This is a genomic window from Seohaeicola zhoushanensis, from assembly GCF_014656415.1.
Taxonomy (GTDB): Bacteria; Pseudomonadota; Alphaproteobacteria; order Rhodobacterales; family Rhodobacteraceae; genus Seohaeicola_A; species Seohaeicola_A zhoushanensis.
The window spans coordinates 23091-41444 of record NZ_BNCJ01000005.1 but is presented as its reverse complement, the minus strand read 5'-3'; the positions used below and the strand labels follow the sequence as shown (position 1 = coordinate 41444).

At 65.4% G+C, this 18354-nt stretch carries 14 protein-coding genes; 8 read left to right on the top strand and 6 right to left on the bottom strand.

Features of this window, described 5'->3' with window-relative positions; all coding sequences use genetic code 11:
- Positions 1–159: 159 nt before the first annotated feature.
- Positions 160–975 carry a ferritin-like domain-containing protein gene (locus IE266_RS11230; RefSeq protein ID WP_189680186.1) on the bottom strand — a complete coding sequence of 272 codons (816 nt, stop codon included), beginning with the start codon at positions 973–975 and terminating at the stop codon, positions 160–162.
- Entirely contained in the window at positions 972–1433 is a 462-nt protein-coding gene (locus IE266_RS11225) for a peroxiredoxin (RefSeq protein ID WP_189680185.1), read from the bottom strand. The genes IE266_RS11230 and IE266_RS11225 overlap by 4 nt, the downstream gene beginning before the upstream one ends.
- A gap of 205 nt (positions 1434–1638) precedes the next feature.
- On the opposite strand from IE266_RS11225, the gene IE266_RS11220 reads away from it, so the two are divergent.
- The 8 genes from IE266_RS11220 (at position 1639) to uvrA (ending at position 14490) form a co-directional block, all read left to right on the top strand.
- Positions 1639–4875 carry a YhdP family protein gene (locus tag IE266_RS11220; protein WP_189680184.1) on the top strand — a complete coding sequence of 1079 codons (3237 nt, stop codon included), beginning with the start codon at positions 1639–1641 and terminating at the stop codon, positions 4873–4875.
- A gap of 38 nt (positions 4876–4913) precedes the next feature.
- On the top strand, positions 4914–5996 hold the full coding sequence (queA, locus tag IE266_RS11215; protein ID WP_189680183.1) for a tRNA preQ1(34) S-adenosylmethionine ribosyltransferase-isomerase QueA: 1083 nt from the start codon (positions 4914–4916) through the stop codon (positions 5994–5996).
- 63 nt (positions 5997–6059) lie between these two features.
- Positions 6060–7337, top strand: coding sequence for an MFS transporter (locus IE266_RS11210; protein WP_189680182.1), 1278 nt, complete (start codon positions 6060–6062; stop codon positions 7335–7337).
- Positions 7338–7430: 93 nt separating this feature from the next.
- Entirely contained in the window at positions 7431–8009 is a 579-nt protein-coding gene (locus tag IE266_RS11205; protein WP_189680181.1) for a DUF924 family protein, read from the top strand.
- A 6-nt stretch (positions 8010–8015) separates the two neighbouring features.
- Positions 8016–8711 carry an SGNH/GDSL hydrolase family protein gene (locus IE266_RS11200; RefSeq protein WP_189680180.1) on the top strand — a complete coding sequence of 232 codons (696 nt, stop codon included), beginning with the start codon at positions 8016–8018 and terminating at the stop codon, positions 8709–8711.
- A gap of 91 nt (positions 8712–8802) precedes the next feature.
- Entirely contained in the window at positions 8803–10197 is a 1395-nt protein-coding gene (gene lpdA / locus IE266_RS11195) for a dihydrolipoyl dehydrogenase (protein WP_189680179.1), read from the top strand.
- Positions 10198–10315: 118 nt separating this feature from the next.
- Positions 10316–11467, top strand: coding sequence for an MFS transporter (locus IE266_RS11190; RefSeq protein ID WP_189680178.1), 1152 nt, complete (start codon positions 10316–10318; stop codon positions 11465–11467).
- 158 nt (positions 11468–11625) lie between these two features.
- Positions 11626–14490 (top strand): excinuclease ABC subunit UvrA, encoded by a 2865-nt coding sequence (gene uvrA, locus IE266_RS11185; RefSeq protein WP_189680177.1) that lies wholly within the window; start codon positions 11626–11628, stop codon positions 14488–14490.
- A 1-nt stretch (position 14491) separates the two neighbouring features.
- Here the strand turns inward: uvrA and IE266_RS11180 are convergent, their stop codons facing one another.
- The 4 genes from IE266_RS11180 to IE266_RS11165 all read right to left on the bottom strand — a co-directional run bounded on the left by IE266_RS11180 (position 14492) and on the right by IE266_RS11165 (position 18264).
- Entirely contained in the window at positions 14492–14998 is a 507-nt protein-coding gene (locus IE266_RS11180) for a hypothetical protein (RefSeq protein ID WP_189680176.1), read from the bottom strand.
- 208 nt (positions 14999–15206) lie between these two features.
- The gene (gene mmsB / locus IE266_RS11175; protein ID WP_189680175.1) at positions 15207–16082 is read right to left on the bottom strand and encodes a 3-hydroxyisobutyrate dehydrogenase; all 876 of its coding nucleotides are present in this window, start codon (positions 16080–16082) and stop codon (positions 15207–15209) included.
- A gap of 11 nt (positions 16083–16093) precedes the next feature.
- Positions 16094–17125, bottom strand: a complete 1032-nt coding sequence (locus tag IE266_RS11170; protein ID WP_189680174.1) for an enoyl-CoA hydratase/isomerase family protein — start codon at positions 17123–17125, stop codon at positions 16094–16096.
- Positions 17122–18264, bottom strand: coding sequence for an acyl-CoA dehydrogenase family protein (locus IE266_RS11165; protein WP_189680173.1), 1143 nt, complete (start codon positions 18262–18264; stop codon positions 17122–17124). The genes IE266_RS11170 and IE266_RS11165 overlap by 4 nt, the downstream gene beginning before the upstream one ends.
- Positions 18265–18354 lie beyond the last annotated feature (90 nt).

Here is an 18354-nt window from a genome sequence, read left to right as displayed (position 1 = left end):
AAACGCATAAAGAGAGGAATCCGATCGGGCAACCAAAACACTTAACAGATGACGCTATGTGCCGGTTTTCCGCCGATTTTGGCAGATTCTTGCCGATGGCCGGATTAGCACGGATTTAACCTGTTATGCATCGGATGCAGGGCTCGTTTCCGGGCGGGTCTAATGGGCCTCGGCGAGGGGCCAGTAGAAGTCTGGCGGCAGCCCGGCCTCCGCGCGTTTTTCCTCGTTGAACGGCGGTTTGAGCGCACCATGGAAATAGTGCCGTACCAGCTCGTGAAACACATCCTTTGGGTCGCGGTCTTCGCGTCCGCACAAGAAGTGGAACCATTTGGAGCCATAGGCGACGTGGGAGACCTCTTCGGCATAGATCGTTTCAAGCGACTCGACGGCCTTGGTCTCGGCGGCCTTGCGGAACACCGCGACCATGCCCGGCGTGACATCCAGACCGCGCGCTTCGAGCACCATCGGAACCACCGCCAAGCGGCCCAAAAGGTCGATTTTCGTGTCCTCGGCGGCCCGCCACATGCCGGCATGGGCAGTCAGGGCGCCGTAGGAACTGCCCATCGCCTCGAGGCACTCGCTCACCATCACGAAGTGGCGTGATTCGTCGTCCGCCGCCCGCACCCAGTCGTCGTAAAACCCCATCGGCATTGGAACATGGGCGAAACGCGCGATGATATCCCAGTGCAGGTCGATGGCGTTCAACTCGATATGCGCCACCGCGTGCAGCAGCGCGATCCGCCCGGCGGGCGTGCCGGGGCGGCGGCGCGGAACATCGCGCGGCGCCAGCAGTTCGGGCCGATCCGGGCGCGCGGGGCGGTCGGGCGGATTGGCCCGGCCGATTTCCATCGCCGGGCCGCTGCCATCGCGCGCGGCCAGCCAGGCGGCGGCATGTTCGCGCGACAGCGCCGCCTTGGCGCGACCATCGGCGGTGCGCAGCACCGCCTCGGCCCGCTCTGCCAGCGTGAGGCTCACAGTGTCTTCACCGCGTCGAGCACCTCGGTAACGTGGCCGTCGACCTTCACCTTGGGCCAGATGCGCGAAATCCTGCCGTCGGCATCGATCAGGAAGGTGGTCCGTTCGATGCCCATGAATGTCTTGCCGTACATGCTCTTTTCCTTCCAGACGCCATAGTCCTCGCAGACCGATCCCTCGGCGTCCGACAGCAGCGGCGTTGTTAGAGAATGCTTGGCCACGAACTTGTCATGGCTGGCCACGCTGTCCTTGGATATACCGAAAACCTTCGCGCCGGCGGCCGTGAAGGCCTCCATGTCGGCCGAAAACCCGACCGATTCCTTGGTGCAGCCCGGCGTGTTGTCCTTCGGATAGAAGAACAGGACCACCGGCGCTCCCCTGAGCTCGGACAGGGTGACACTGCCGCCGCCGTCGCGGGGCAGGGTGAAATCCGGGGCGGGCTGGTTGACTTCGGGCATTGCGGGGCTCCTGCTCATGAGACAAATGTGACTGTAATGATAAGCCACTACCGGCGACAATAAAGGCGTGCAGCTGAAACGAATGCGTCCAGATAACGCGGAGGAGGATTTCCAGTCGCTCCCCCCCGTGCGGGCCGGCCACCGCCGGCACCCGCTGCGTGCCCTTTGGCACGTTCTGGCAGGCACCGCGATCGGTTTCTGCGCCATGGCGCTGGTTGTGGGCTACCTGACTCTGGGCCAGTCGGTGCGCGCGCCCACCTGGGTCAAGGAACGGATCGAGGAACGGGTCTCGGCGGGCCTCGGCAACCTCGGCCTGTCGTTCAGCGCTGTCGAATTCGTGGTGCGCGAGGGCTGGCGTCCACGCGTGCGCCTGCGCGATCTGGTGCTGAGCGATGCCGAGGGGCAACCCATTGTACGGCTCAACCAGGCGGATCTCGGTCTGGCGATGCAACCCTTGCTGCAAGGCAAGATCCAGCCGAGGCGGATCTATCTCTCGGGCGCCTACGCGACCCTGCGGCGCGGCCGCGACGGGCGGCTCGACCTCGCTTTTGTCGAGGGACGGGCAGCCATGGGCGGCGCGCCGAACCTGCCGGCGCTGCTGAAGGGCTTCGACCGGGTGCTGACATCGCCGCAGCTGAACGGTCTCACCGATATCGAGATGGAGTCGCTGACGCTGCGCGTCGAAGACCTGCGCCAGAATCGGGCCTGGACACTGGACGGCGGGCAGCTCGGGCTGACCCGCAAGGGCGACGACCTGCGGCTCTTCGCCGGCTTCGCGCTGCTGGGCGGCGGCGCAAGCGTCGGTTCCGTCGATGCGACCTACACGACGCGGCTGGGCGCCATGCGGGGCGAGTTCGGGGTCACCGTCGCCGAGATCGATGCCACGGATGTCGCCGCGCAAAGCCCGGCGTTGAACTGGCTCGAGGTGCTGCGCGCGCCGATTTCGGGCGCGATGCGCGGACGCGTCGACGAACAGGGAGCACTGGGCGCGCTGTCGGTCTCGCTGCAGATCGGGCGCGGCGTGCTTCAGCCGGACCCCCGCGCGCGCCCCATACCCTTCCGCGGAGCGCGCAGCTATTTCACCTATGACCCGGCGCAGCAGCTGCTCCAGTTCGACGAGCTCGCGGTCGACAGCGCCTGGGGATCCGGCGTGGCCGAAGGCCAGGCGGTGCTGAACGGCATTTCCGAGGGCCGCTTGAGCGAGTTGACCGGGCAGCTGACCCTGTCGGGGCTTCGGCTCAATCCCAGGGGCCTCTACCGCGAGCCGCTGACCATCGACCGCACCACCGCCGATTTCCGTCTCAAGCTCGCGCCGTTCCGGCTCGATCTGGGGCAGTTGCTGATCTCGGATGGCGACAGCCGGCTGCTTGGCAAGGGGCAGTTCGGGGTAGATGCGCAGGGATGGAAGCTGGCCTTCGACGCCGGGCTGAACCAGTTGACGCCCGAACGCCTGATGCAGCTCTGGCCAGACCGTGCGGCCCCGGTGCCGCGCGCCTGGGTGGCAGCGAACTTGAAAGGCGGCTTGCTGCGCGACGCCAATTTCGCCCTGCGTCTCGCGGCGGGAGGCAAGCCGGACATCTACGGTGACTTCAACTTCCAGGACACCGAGGTCAGGTTCCTGAACTACATGCCGCCGATCTCGGGTGCCGCAGGGCAGGCGGTGCTGGATGGCAACCGCTTCGTCGTCACCGCGACCTCGGGCTCGGTCCGGGCCGAAGAGGGCGGCAGCGTCAATGTCGCCGGCACCTCGTTCATCGTGCCCGACGTGGCGGTGAAGCCGAATACACCCGCCATCGTGCGCTTCGATCTCGGCGGGTCGGTGACGTCGATTCTGTCGCTGCTGAATCGTCCGCCACTACGGGTGCTGAAGGATACGCCGCTGCCGGTCGACCTCGCCGACGGAGTGGCCAAGGTGATCGGCACCCTGGCCGTGCCGCTGGCCCCGCGGGTGCCCTTTTCCGACATCACCTTCCACCTGCGCGGCAAGGTGAAGAATGCGGCGAGCACGGTGCTGGTGCCCGACCACCGCCTGTCCGCGAGCACGCTCGACGTGATCGCCAACCAGGATGGCATCGCGATCTCGGGCGATGGCCGTATCGACGAGGTGCCCGCAAAGGTCACATGGCGGCAGCCGATCGGAACCGGGATCGACAAGACCAGCCATGTCGAAGGCAAAGTCGAGCTGTCGAACACGCTGGTCGAGACCTTCAACTTGGGCCTGCCGAAGGGCAGCGTCTCGGGGAAGGGCGAGGGGAATTTCACCCTTGCGCTGGCACCCGGCAAGGCACCGCAACTCTCGCTTTCGTCCGACCTCGTGGGCGTTACGCTGAAAGTCCCGCAGATCGGCTGGACCAAGCCTGCGTCGACTCCGGGTACGCTCCACTTGTCCGGTGTGCTGGGCGAGCAGGCCCGCGTCGACCAGCTCGATCTTCAGGGCGCGGGACTGGCGCTGAGCGGGTCGGTGACGATCCGACCCGAAGGCGGTCTCGACCGCGCCGAGTTCAATTCGCTCAAGGTCGGCAAGTGGTTGGACGCACGGGTCGAGATGGTGGGGCGCGGCACTGCGCCGCCCGACCTGCGCATCCTTGGCGGCACCATGGACATGCGCCAGAGCGATTTCGGCTCATCCAGCGGCAGCAGCGGCGGCGCCTCGGGGGCGATGGATGTGACGCTCGACCGGCTGCAGGTCACCGACAGCATTTCGCTCACCCGGTTCAACGGTTCCTTCGGCACCGCCGCCGGGCTGAGCGGCCCGTTCACCGGGTTCGTCAACGGCGCTACTCAGGTGCAGGGTCAGTTGGTGCCGCGCGATGGACGGTTGGCGGTGCGGCTTGAATCCGACGACGCAGGCGGAGTGTTCCGCTCGGCTGGTCTGCTCGGTCAGGGCCGCGGCGGCAAGTTCAACATGACGCTTGTGCCAGCGGTCGAGCCGGGCCAGTTCGACGGCGTGCTGCGGGTCACCGGCACGCGGGTCAAGGATGCACCGGCGATTGCCGCCTTGCTGAACGCGATCAGCGTGATCGGCCTGCTCGACGAGATGTCAGGGCAGGGCATCCAGTTCACCGAGGTCGATGCCCAGTTCAAGCTCTCTGCCTCGCGGATCACCGTGCATAATTCCAGCGCGGTCGGCCCCTCGATCGGCATGTCGATGTATGGCTATTACGACATACCGAACGACCGGCTAAACATGCAGGGAGTGATCTCGCCGGTCTATCTGCTGAACGCCATAGGCTCGGCGCTCACACGCAAGGGCGAGGGGCTGTTGGGCTTCAACTATTCCCTGCGCGGAAGCGCCGATGATCCGCAGGTCAGTGTCAATCCGCTCTCGGCGCTGATGCCCGGCGGATTGCGCGAAATTTTCCGCCCGCAGAAGCCGACGCCGGAAAGCGAGAGCACGCCGCGCGAACCGGCGCCGAAACGCGACTGGGGTGAAGGAAGATGAATGGTCATTGCCGCGCGACTGGCCTATAGCGCGGCGCCATGAAACTCACCGATTTTGATTTCGACCTGCCCGAAGAGCTGATCGCGACCCGCCCGGCGGTGCCGCGCTCTTCCGCGCGGCTTCTGGTCTCGCGCCCCGAGGGCATCACCGATTCCACCGTCGGCGCCTTTGCCGACTGGCTGCGGCCCGGCGACCGCCTGGTGCTGAACGACACCAAGGTGATCCCGGCACGGCTGTCCGGCCTGCGCCGGCGTAGCGGCGCCGCCGGCGAGACCGAAGCCCGGATCGAGGCAACGCTGCTCGAACCGCGCGCCGATGGCACCTGGGCCGCTCTGGTCAAACCGCTGAAGAAGCTGAAGCTCGGCGAAGTCGTGCATTTCTCCGACCACCTGTCCGCCGAGCTGGAGGGCACCGGCGACGGGCAGGCCTACCTGCGCTTCAATCTGGAAGCCGAGGACTTCGACGCGGCGCTGGCCGAGGCCGGCGAGATGCCGCTGCCACCCTATATCGCCGCTCGCCGTCCGGCGGATGCGCAGGACCGCGCCGACTACCAGACCGCCTGGGCACGGGTCTCCGGCGCGGTCGCCGCACCGACTGCCTCGCTCCACTTCGATGCCGAGGGGCTGGAGAAGCTGCGCGCCAGGGGTGTCGAGTTTACCCATGTTACGCTGCATGTCGGCGCCGGCACCTTCCTCCCGGTCAAGGTCGAGGACGTCGAAACTCACAAGATGCACGCCGAATGGGGCGAGGTGACGGCCCAAGCCGCTGCCGAGATCGCCGCCACCCGCGCGGCGGGCGGGCGCATTATCCCCGTCGGCACAACCGCGCTGCGCGTGATCGAAAGCGCCGCGCGTGGCGGTGTCGTGGCACCTTGGCGGGGAAAGACCGACATCTTCATCTACCCGGGCTTCCACTTTCAGGCGGCCGATGCGCTGGTCACCAATTTCCACCTGCCCAAGTCGACGCTGATGATGCTGGTCGCCGCCTTCGTAGGGATGGACCGTATGCGCGAGATCTACGCCCATGCCGTGGCCGAGCGCTATCGGTTCTTCTCTTATGGCGATGCCTCGCTGCTCTTCCCGTCCGGGCAGGTGTCGAAACCGGCGGCCGATTTGTCGTAAAGCGGGCGGACGCGGTGCAACGCCTGCGTCCATACCGCGCCTGAGAACCGAAGGAGTCGCGCGATGCTGCAAGTCCTGTCCAGCGCCTGGGCCCTGTTGCTCGGCGTCGGGCTCCTGATGGTCGGAAACGGCCTTCAGGGCACGCTGCTGGGTGTGCGCGGCAACATGGAAGGATTCTCGACGCTCGAGATGTCCTTCGTGATGTCGGCCTATTTCGTCGGCTTCCTCGGCGGATCACGCATGGCGCCCGAGATGATCCGGCGGGTCGGGCATGTCCGCGTCTTCGCGGCGCTCGCCTCGTTCATCTCCTCGGTGATGATCCTCTACCCGCTGTTTGCCCACCCGATGGCCTGGGTGCTGGGTCGTGTCGTGATCGGGTTCTGCTTCTCCGGCGTCTATGTCACCGCCGAGAGCTGGCTCAACAACGCCGCCGACAACAAGAACCGGGGCAAGGCGCTGTCACTCTACATGATCGTGCAGATGGTCGGCATCGTCTCGGCGCAGGGGCTGATGCTGATCGGCGACCCTTCCGGTTTTGACAATTTCGTCATCGCCTCGGTGCTGATCTCGATCTCATTCGCGCCGATCCTGCTGTCGGTCAGCCCGACTCCCTCGTTCGAGACAACGCGGCCGATGTCGCTGAAGAAGCTGCTGCATACCTCGCCGCTGGGCTGCGTCGGCATGTTCCTGCTCGGCAGCGTCTTTGCCGCCCAGTTCGGCATGAGCGCGGTCTACGGCGCCAAGGCGGGGCTCAGCGTGGCCCAGATCTCGATCTTCATCGCCTCGATCTATATCGGTGCGATGCTGCTGCAGTATCCGCTGGGTTGGCTGTCCGACCGGATGGACCGCCGCCAGCTCATCATGGCCGTGGCCGCCGCCGGTGGCGTCGGCGCGTTGATCGGCTTCTTTCTCGGCGGCGAATTCGGCATTCTGCTCGCCGCCTCGTTCCTGATCGGCGGCACGACCAATCCGCTCTACTCGCTGCTGATCGCGCATACGAATGACTATCTCGATCATGGCGACATGGCCGCCGCCTCGGGCGGGCTGATCTTCATCAACGGAGTCGGCGCGATTGCGGGGCCGCTCATCACCGGTTGGCTGATGAACGATCACGTCTTCGGGCCGGCCGGCTACTTCGTGCTGATCGCCTTCCTGCTCTTCGCCCTCGGCCTTTATGCCGCATGGCGGATGACGCGGCGGGCGAGCATTCCGGTCGAATATGCCGGGGCGGTATCGCCGATGTCGCCGGTGGGCACGCCGATGGCCGCGGAACTGGCCAAGGATGTTGTACAGGAGCCGCCACGGCACGAACCGGAAATAGAACGAAACCAAGAGACGTGACTTTTCGTTGTAAAAAGTGAACGTGACGCTAAGGCAAACAAATCGTAGAATCTGTCCATGTGCCCGGGGGCGTGGACAAGTGGAGCAGAACCCATGATTGGCCCTGAAGATGTATTGAGTTTCTGGTTGGACGAAATCGGCCCTGACGGCTGGTACACGCAGGACGAAGCGCTGGACGCCACCATCAGAGACAAGTTTCTGAACACCTGGGAGGGCGCCTCCGAAGGCCGCCACTCGCTGTGGCTCACCTACCCCAGCGGGGCCTTGGCCTATATCATCCTGACCGACCAGTTCCCGCGCAACATGTTCCGGGGGTCGGGCAGGGCATTTGCCACCGACCGTGCTGCCCTGATTGCGGCCAAGGCCTCCATCGGCAAGGGCTGGGACATGAAGATCGACGAGCCGGCCCGGCAGTTCTTCTACCTGCCGCTGATGCATTCGGAGAACCTCTGCGACCAGGACCGCTGCGTGCGCCTGATGCGCGAGCGGATGCCCGAAACTGGCGCGCCGAACCTGCTTCATGCCCGTGCGCATCGCCAGGTGATCCGCCAGTTTGGCCGTTTTCCCTATAGAAACGAAGCGCTTAACCGGAACTCGACCAAGGGCGAGTCGGAATATGTAAGCACCGGCGGCTACGGCGAAACCGTCCGCCAACTGCAACTCGCCGGCTGAGCCGGCTTGACGGGCCGGCTGCCAGCCTTTCTGGTGCCGGCCCTCCTGGTCGTTCTGGCGGCCTGCACCCGCACCGATCACATCCAGCCTGATACACGTGTTCTCGCCATCGGCGATAGCGTGCTGGCTTGGCACGGCTTCACGCATGAGGCCCCCCCTGATGTCGTCGCGCAGTTGACCGGTCTGCCCGTCGCCAATCTTGCGGTGGCCGGCGCACGGCTCAGCGCAACCTCGCCGGCGATCATCGCCAAGGGCGGCGACATCCGTCTGCAATACCAGAGCGGTCCCTGGGACTGGGTCATCCTGAACGGCGGCGCGAACGACCTGCTGGCGGAATGCAGCTGCCGGGGCTGCGAGGCCACACTCGATTCGCTGGTCGGACCGGGCGGGCAGGGCGGCGACATTCCTGCGCTCGTGGACCGGATTGTTGCCGACTCTGCGAGGGTGGTGATCCTTGGATATTATGATGCTAACCTGCGTCTGAACCCGTTCAGCCGCTGTGCGGAGGTGGTCGACGTGCTGAACCATCGCCTGAAGGAATTGGCCCGCAAGCGTCGGGGCGTGGTCTATGTCGGTGCCGACGAGGTGATCGACCCGGCCAATCCGGCGCATTGGTATGGCGACCGCGTGCATCCTTCGCGCCTGGGGGCGGCTCTGATGGGTGAGCGCATCGCCGCCGCGATGGCGGCGTACAAGGATTGAGCGAAATGTCGCGGGCGCGGGGCATTGAAGCTTTTGTAAAAATAGTTTAACGCTAAACTAGTTTCGGAATGACATCATCCGGGGGAAACCGATGGCCGAGAAATCCTATGACGTGATCGTGATCGGGGCAGGCCCCGGAGGCTATGTCGCCGCAATCCGCGCCGCCCAGCTGGGCCTGAGCACCGCGATTGTCGAGCGCGAGCACCTGGGCGGCATCTGTCTCAACTGGGGCTGCATCCCGACCAAGGCGCTGCTGCGCTCGGCCGAGGTCTTCCACCTGATGGAGCGGGCCAAGGACTTTGGCCTCAAGGCCGACGGCATCGGCTATGATCTCGACGCCGTGGTCAAACGCTCGCGCGGTGTGGCGGGGCAGCTCTCTGGCGGCATCGGTCACCTGATGAAGAAGAACAAGATCACCGTCTTCATGGGCGCGGCGACGATCCCGGCGAAGGGTAAAGTCAGCGTAAAAACCGACAAGGGCACCGAGGAGCTGACGGGCAAGAACATCGTCCTCGCCACCGGCGCGCGGGCGCGCGAACTGCCGGGGCTCGAGGCGGACGGCGACCTCGTCTGGACCTACAAGCACGCGCTGCAGCCGCCGCGGATGCCGAAGAAGCTGCTGGTCATCGGTTCGGGCGCCATCGGCATCGAATTCGCCAGCTTCTACAACACCCTCGGGGCCGAGACGACAGTGGTCGAAGTGATGGACCGCATCCTGCCGGTGGAGGATGCCGAGATCAGCGCATTCGCCAAGAAGCAGTTCGTCAAGCAGGGCATGAAGATCATGGAGAAGGCGACGGTCAAGAAGCTCGACCGCGCCAAGGGCAAGGTCACGGCCCATATCGAGATCGGCGGCAAGACCGAGACGCAGGACTTCGACACGGTCATCTCGGCCGTCGGCATCGTCGGCAATGTCGAGAACCTCGGCCTGGAAGCTCTGGGCGTGAAGGTCGACCGCACCCACGTCATCGTCGACGAATATTGCCGCACCGGGGTCGAGGGACTTTACGCCATCGGCGACATCGCCGGCGCGCCCTGGCTGGCACACAAGGCCAGCCACGAAGGCGTCATGGTGGCCGAGCATATCGCCGGCAAGCATGTCCACGCCGTGCGCCCCGAAAGCATTGCCGGTTGCACCTATTGCCAGCCGCAGGTCGCCTCGGTCGGCTATACCGAGGCAAAGGCCAAGGAGAAGGGCTATACCGTCAAGGTCGGCAAGTTCCCCTTCATCGGCAACGGCAAAGCCATCGCGCTGGGCGAACCCGAGGGGATGATCAAGACGGTCTTCGATGCGAAGACCGGCGAGCTGCTGGGCGCGCATATGGTCGGGGCCGAGGTGACCGAGCTGATCCAGGGCTATGTCATCGGCCGCCAGCTCGAGACCACCGAGGAAGACCTGATGAATACCGTTTTCCCGCACCCGACGCTGTCCGAGATGATGCACGAGTCGGTGCTCGACGCCTATGGCCGCGTGATCCACATGTGACGTGGGCACACCGGTGCCCCTGCGGGCCCGGTGTGCATCTGCGCACCTATTCCTGACCCGCTCCGCCGTGCTAGGCCGCTGACAAGCGTCGACCTGGCGGCCGGGAACGGAGACACTCATGCAGCGCACCGCCTTTGGCGTGATCCTCGGCCTCTGGGCTGCCGGCCTCGGCGCGGCGGCGCAATTCGGCAAGGTCGCAGTCACATTCCCGATGCTGGGCGAGGTCTATGGCGGGGCAGGGGCCGCGCTGGGATTTGCCGTGTCGCTGGTCGGCTTTGTCGGCATCCTCTTCGGCGTCACCGCCGGGCTGATCGTCGCCCGCTTCGGCCCGCGCCGCTCGCTGATCGCGGCGCTGGGACTCGGGGCGCTGATGTCGGCCTTTCAGGCGACCCTGCCGGCGCTGCCGCTATTCCTGGCCAGCCGCCTTGCCGAAGGCGCCTCGCACCTCGCCATCGTCGTCGCGGCGCCGACCCTGATCGCGCAGCTGAGCCAGCCGCGCCATCGCGGGCTGACCCTGTCGCTCTGGAGCACCTTCTTCGGCGTGGCCTTTGCCATCCTCACTTGGGCCGGTCTGCCGCTGGTCGCCGCCTGGGGTGTCGGTGCGCTCTATGCCGCCCATGCCGCCTACATGACAGGGATGGCGGTGCTGGTTGGCTGGCTGCTGCCGCGCGACGTGATCGGGCCGGGACGCCGAGGCTTTTCGCTGCCGGGGCTGCTGGCCGAGCATATCCGCATCTATGCTTCGCCCTGGCTCAACGCGGCGGCGCTGGGCTGGGTGTTTTACGCCGGGGCCTTCGTCGCGATCCTCACGGTGATGCCGCCGTTCCTTCCCGAGGGGGTGCGCGCCGGTGTGATCGGGCTGATGCCGCTGGCCGGGATCGCTACCTCGATGACGCTGGGCGTCTGGCTGCTGCGGCGCGTTCCGGCAGTGAAGGTCGCCATCGCGGGTTTCGATCTTTCGCTGCTGGCCGGCATCGCGCTCTGGGCCGCCCCTTCGCAACCCTGGGCCTATATCGCCCTGGCCGCCGCGCTGGGCCTGGTGCAGGGAGCGAGCTTTGCTGCCATCCCGCAGCTGAACCCGCAACCCGAGGCGCAGGTGCAGGCCAATGGCGCCCTCGCACAAATGGGGAATGTCGGCACCACCTGCGGTACCCCGGTGCTGGTGGCGCTGACCGGAGTGGGCGGGATCCACGGCTTTCTGCTCTTCGTGCTGGTGCTCTTTCTTGGCGGCGTGGCGGTCCATCTGCTCAGCGCGCGGGCGCGGCGGTGACAGGCCTTTGCGCCTTCTGAACCGATCCTGATTGGTGCACGACGCGGGTTTCGGCTTATTTCCTGCTCTCAGCCCAGATTTGTTCCCTCTTCGTTCTCACTTTTTGATTGGAGAATCCATCGGCGCAGCCTATTTAGAAATCGTTAACCGGGGGCATCATGGCCGAGCTGAAACACATCGAGGTGCGCGGCGCGCGCGAGCACAACCTCAAGAACATCGACGTCGACATCCCGCGGGACCAGCTGGTGGTGATCACCGGCCTGTCCGGCTCGGGCAAGTCGTCCCTCGCCTTCGACACCATCTATGCCGAGGGTCAGCGCCGTTATGTCGAGAGCCTGAGCGCCTATGCCCGCCAGTTCCTCGACATGATGGAAAAGCCCGACGTCGACCATATCAGCGGCCTGTCCCCGGCAATTTCGATCGAACAGAAGACCACCAGCAAGAACCCGCGCTCGACCGTCGGCACGGTGACCGAGATCTATGACTATCTCCGCCTGCTCTTCGCCCGCGCCGGCACGCCCTTCAGCCCCGCCACCGGCCTGCCCATCGAGGCGCAGCAGGTGCAGGACATGGTCGACCGGATCATGACCATGGAGGAGGGCACGCGCGCCTACCTGCTGGCCCCGATCGTGCGTGACCGCAAGGGTGAGTACAAGAAGGAGTTCCTCGAGCTTCGCAAGCAGGGTTTCCAGCGGGTGAAGGTGAACGGCGCCTTCTATGAATTGGACGAGCCGCCGGTGCTTGACAAGAAGTTCCGCCACAACATCGACGTGGTGGTCGACCGCATCGTGGTGCGCGAGGGGTTGGAGACCCGTCTGGCCGACTCCCTGCGCACCGCGCTCGACCTTGCTGACGGGATCTGCGTGCTGGAGACCGCGCCAAGCGAGGGCGAGCCCGAGCGGATCACCTTCTCCGAGAACTTCGCCTGTCCGGTCAGCGGCTTCACCATCCCCGAGATCGAGCCGCGCATGTTCTCGTTCAACGCGCCCTTCGGCGCCTGCCCGGATTGCGACGGGCTGGGGGTGGAGCTGTTTTTCGATGAACGCCTGGTGGTGCCCGACCAGAACCTCAAGGTCTATGACGGCGCACTGGCGCCCTGGCGCAAGGGCAAGTCGCCCTATTTCGCCCAGACCATCGAGGCCATCGCCCGCCACTACGGCTTCGACAAGAATGCCAAATGGAAGGACCTGCCCGAGAAGGTGCAGCAGGTCTTCCTCTACGGTTCGGGCAAGGAAGAGATCCAGTTCCGCTATGACGAGGGCGGGCGGGTATATCAGGTCAGCCGCGTGTTCGAGGGGGTGATACCCAACATGGAGCGGCGCTATCGCGAGACCGATAGCGCCTGGATCCGCGAGGAATTCGAGCGGTATCAGAACAACCGCCCCTGCGGCACCTGCCACGGCTACCGGCTGCGGCCTGAATCGCTCGCGGTCAAGATCTCCGGGCTGCACGTCGGGCAAGTGGTCGAGAAGTCGATCCGCGAGGCCTTCGACTGGATCGAAACTGTTCCGGCCTCGCTCACCAACCAGAAGAAAGAGATCGCGCGGGCCATCCTCAAGGAGATCCGCGAGCGGCTTGGCTTCTTGAATAACGTGGGCCTTGAATACCTTACGCTGTCACGCTCATCCGGCACCCTGTCGGGCGGCGAAAGCCAGCGCATCCGTCTTGCGAGCCAGATCGGCTCGGGCCTGACGGGCGTGCTCTACGTGCTCGACGAGCCCTCCATCGGTCTGCATCAGCGCGACAACGGTCGGCTCCTGAAGACGCTGAAGAACCTGCGCGACCAGGGCAATACGGTGATTGTGGTCGAACATGACGAAGAGGCGATCCGCGACGCCGATTACGTCTTCGACATCGGCCCCGGTGCCGGGGTGCACGGCGGCCAGGTCGTCAGCCACGGCACGCCCGAACAGGTAGCCGCCGATCCGGCCTCGATCACCGGGCAGTACCTCTCCGGCACGCGCGAGATCGCAGTACCAAAAGAGCGCCGCAAGGGTAAGAAGGGCAACAAGAAAGTCACGGTGGTCAAAGCCTCGGGGAACAACCTCAAGGACGTCACCGCCGAGTTCCCGCTGGGCATGTTCGTCTGTGTCACTGGCGTCTCCGGCGGTGGCAAGTCGACCCTGACCATCGAGACGCTGTTCAAGAATGCCGCCATGCGCCTGAACGGCGCGCGCGAAACCCCGGCGCCCTGCGAGACGATCCTGGGCTTTGAACATCTCGACAAGGTCATCGATATCGACCAGCGCCCGATCGGGCGGACTCCGCGTTCGAATCCGGCCACTTACACCGGGGCCTTCACCCCGATCCGCGACTGGTTCGCCGGCCTGCCCGAGGCCAAGGCGCGCGGCTATGCGCCGGGGCGGTTCAGCTTCAACGTCAAGGGCGGCCGCTGCGAGGCCTGCCAGGGTGACGGTCTCATCAAGATCGAGATGCACTTCCTGCCCGACGTATACGTCACCTGCGAGACCTGCAAGGGCAAGCGCTACAACCGCGAGACATTGGAAATCCACTTCAAGGGCAAGAGCATAGCCGACGTTCTTGACATGACCGTCGAGGATGCCCAGCAGTTCTTCCAGGCGGTGCCCAGCATCCGCGAGAAGATGGACGCACTGGTGCGTGTCGGCCTTGGCTATATCAAGGTCGGACAGCAGGCGACGACGCTTTCGGGCGGCGAGGCGCAGCGGGTGAAGCTGTCGAAGGAACTTGCGAAACGGTCAACCGGCCGGACGCTCTACATCCTCGATGAACCCACCACGGGTCTGCATTTCGAGGATGTGCGCAAGCTGCTCGAAGTGCTGCATGAGTTGGTGGAGCAGGGCAATACGGTCATTGTCATCGAGCACAATCTCGACGTCATCAAGACGGCCGACTGGATCATCGACATCGGGCCCGAGGGTGGGGATGGCGGTGGCGAAATCGTCGCCACCGGTACGCCGGAAGAAGTGGCAGAGGAGCCCCGCAGCCACACCGGGCGCTATCTCAAGGAGATGCTCGACCCCAAGCGCGTGGCTGCGGAATAAGTCAGTTCAGCAGCCTGGAGGCGAGGCCGATGATGGCCATGACCTCGAGCGTGTCCTTGTTTACCTGGTAGATGCCGTCGCCGACGCGATAGTAGGTGCCATAGGGGTCGAGACCATAACGCTGCGGCGTCGGAACCAGCACGTAGTCGCGGGTGATCCGGTCGCCTACGCGATATCGATAGACCTGGTCGTAGCGGTCGTTGTAGCGGAACCCGTCATAGCGGTCGCGGTCGACATACACGTGGCGATCGCGGTCGTAATAGCGGTTGTGGTCCTCGTAACGGTCGCGGTCGCGGTGAACCTCGACCTGCTTCTTGGCGAGCCCCGGGGGAACGCAGGCAGGTGACTTCTTCGCCAGACCCGGCGGGCAGCCACCGGCGGACACGTGGGAATTGCCGTGATGTTTGTCCTTGGCAAGGGCGGCGTCGGGCAGTGCGAGCCCGCCCGCGGCCACGATCCCGAGCAGCGAGGCAGCGGTGAAGCGGATCAGGGAGGTGCGGGTTTTCATATCGGTTCTCCGTTTTCGTTCGTCCATATAACGTTCGCGGAGAAAGTTCCGTTCCTCTTTGAGGCGTGCTCAGCGGAAAGGCGCTGGCGCCGTCGGGCCTCTGGGCGGGAAACGGCGCAGGGCAGAGGAGGATTGCACAGGCTGTTGGGCTATGTGCGGCGCCCTGTTTTCAGCGGGCGCCGTCTGAGCGCGGCGCCCGCCGAGGTCTTCAACCGTTGCGGCCGCGCTTTTCGAAGCGGGGCAGCATGGCCGAGAAGTCCATGCCCTTGCCGTCTTCCTGCTCGACGAACTGGGCGTAAAGCGCCTGCGCCAATGCGCCCATCGGGGTGTCGGCATCGGCGCTCTCGGCGGCCTGCTGCGACAGCCGCAGGTCCTTGAGCATGAGGTCAGCCGCGAAACCGGGTTTGTAGTCATTGTCGGCCGGGCTTTTCGGGCCGACACCGGGGGCGGGGCAATAGGCGTTCATCGTCCAGGAATAGCCCGAAGACGTGGAAACCACGTCGAACATCTTCTGGCGGTCCAGGCCCAACTTGTCGGCTAGCGCAAAGGCTTCGCAGGTGGCGATCATGGTGACGCCGAGGATCATGTTGTTGCAGATCTTGGCGGCTTGGCCTGCACCCGAGGCGCCGCAATGCACCGCCTTCTGGCCCATCACGTCGAACAGTGGCTTGGCCTTGGCGAATGCCGCGTCGGAGCCGCCGGCCATGAAGGTCAGCGTGCCCGCAGCCGCGCCGCCGACGCCGCCCGAGACCGGCGCATCGACTGCAAGCAGGCCTGCGGCCTCGGCCTGTTCAGCCACCGCTCGGGCGCTGTCGACGTCGACGGTCGAGCAATCGACCAGCGCCGCGCCCTTGTCCATGGCCGGGATCACGCCTTCGGCCACCTTCCGCAGGATCGCGCCGTTAGGCAGCATGGTGATGACGACCTCGGCCCCCTTGGCGGCCTCGGCGGCGCTTGCCGCCATGCTCACGCCCTCGATCGCAACCGAAGCGGTGTCAAAGCCGGTGACATCATGTCCGGCCTTCACGAGGTTGGCGGCCATCGGCCCGCCCATGTTGCCTAGTCCGATAAATCCGATCTTCATGATCGACCTCCCTAGTGAAACGTCAGTTCGTCATCGCCCAGCGGTGCCAGCATGGCCTCGACCTCCGCCGCGCTCACCTCGGCAAGGTTGGCGTGCCGCCATTTCGGCTTGCGGTCCTTGTCGATGATCTGGGCGCGGATGCCTTCGAGGAAGTCCCCTTGCTCCATGCAGCGCCAGGTAAAACGGTATTCCAGACGCAGCGCCTCTTCCATCGAGCAATCGGGCCCGAGGCGGCGCAGTATCTCGATATGGCAGGCCACCGAAAGCGGGCAGGATCGCTCCATCGCCTTGGCTGCTGCCTGTGCCGGTTCGCTGGAGTCCGCCTTCAGCGACTCCAGGATCTCCGCCGGCGTGCCGGTGGCGAAATGCGCGGCCATCTGGCCGAGGTAGGGGCGGATCTCGCTGGCCGGCGCGCCGGCCTCGGGCACCTTCGCCGCACTCTCCGCGATCATCCGCTCCTTGGCCTCGGCCCAATCGGCCTCGGGCAGGAAACGGTCGGCAAAGCCGAAGGTCGCGTCACCCTGCGCCAGCCGGAGCCCCGTGGCCCCGATCCAGGCGCCCATGCCCGGCGCTTCGCGGTCGAGCCGGGCCAGGATCTGGCTGCCGCCGACATCCGGCACCAGTCCGATGCCGCATTCGGGCAGGGCGATGCGGCTCGACTCGCCGACGATGCGCAGCGAGCCGTGACAGCCGATGCCGACGCCGCCACCCATGGTGAAGCCCTGCAGAAAGCTGACCACTGGCTTGGGATAGGCCGCGATCATCGCGTTCATGCGGTATTCGTCGCGCCAGAAGGTGCGGCCATAGCCATAGTCGCCCGCTTTGCCCGTCTTGTAGAGCTCGGCGATATCGCCCCCGGCGCAGAAGGCCTTGTCGCCCTCGGCGTCGAACATCACCATCGCGACCTTTGGCTCGTCCCGCCATGCCTTCAGCGCCGCGTCGATGGCCATGCACATGTCATAGGTCATCGCGTTCAGCGCCGCGGGCCGGGTCAGGGTGATCCGGCCGGTGCGGTTTTCGATGCGGATGTTGATATCGCTCATCGGTTGGCCAGCATGTGGCGGGCGACGATCACCCGCATGATTTCGTTGGTACCTTCCAGGATCTCATGCACCCGGAGGTCGCGCACCAGCTTCTCGATCCCGTAGTCGGCGAGGTAGCCATACCCGCCGTGCAGCTGCAGGCACTGGTTGACGATGCGCGAGCCGGCTTCGGTCACGAACTTCTTGGCCATGGCGCAGAACTTGGTGGCATCCGGCGCCTTATGATCCAGCTTCCACGCCGCCTGGCGCAGGAAGGTGCGCGCCGCCTGCAGCTCGATCTCCATGTCGGCGAGGCGCCATTGCAGGCCCTGGAACTGGTCGATGCTCTGACCGAAGGCCTTGCGTTCACCCATGTAGGCGAGGGTCTGGTCCAGTGCGGCCTGCGCCGCCCCCAGCGAGCAGGCGGCGATGTTCAGCCGCCCGCCATCGAGGCCGATCATCGCGTATTTGAAGCCGTCGCCCTCGGTGCCGATCAGGTTGCCGGCGGACACCTGGCAGTCGTCGAACTGTACCTGCGCGGTCGGCTGCGAGCGCCAGCCCATCTTGTCCTCGTAGCCGCCGAAGGACAGGCCGGGGCTGCCGGTTTCGACATAGAGCGTCGACACACCCTTCGGCCCGTTGTCGCCGGTTCGCACCATGCAGACATAGGCGTCGGAATAGTTGCCACCCGAGATGAAGGCCTTGGTGCCGTTCAGGCTGTAGCCCTCGTTGGTCCGCTCGGCCCTTGTCTGCAAGGCGGCGGCATCCGACCCCGAGCCCGGCTCGGTCAGGCAGTAGGACAGTACCGTCTCCATCGAGACCACGCCCGGCAGCACCCGCGCCTTGAGTTCGTCGCTGCCGAAGGCATCGACCATGCGGGCGCACATATTGTGGATCGACAGGAAGGCAGCCACCGAAGGGCAGGCCATGCTCAGGGCCTCGAAGACCAGCGTGGCGTCAAGCCGGCTGAGCCCGGAGCCGCCGGCGGCTTCCGAAACGTAGAGCCCGCCAAAGCCCAATGCACCGATCTCAGGCCAGAAATCCTTGGGAATGGTGCCAGCCGCCTCCCAGGCCCTCGCGTTCGGCGCGATCCGCTCCTGCCCGAAATCCCGGGCCATGTCGAAGATGGCAGACTGTTCCTCGCTGAGGCCGAAGTCCATGGCGCGGCTCCCCCCGTTCCTGTGGTGGCGCGCAAAGCGCCCGGCGCATCCTGCCTATCGCCGGCTCCCGAGCCGATCAAGGCGGCATCG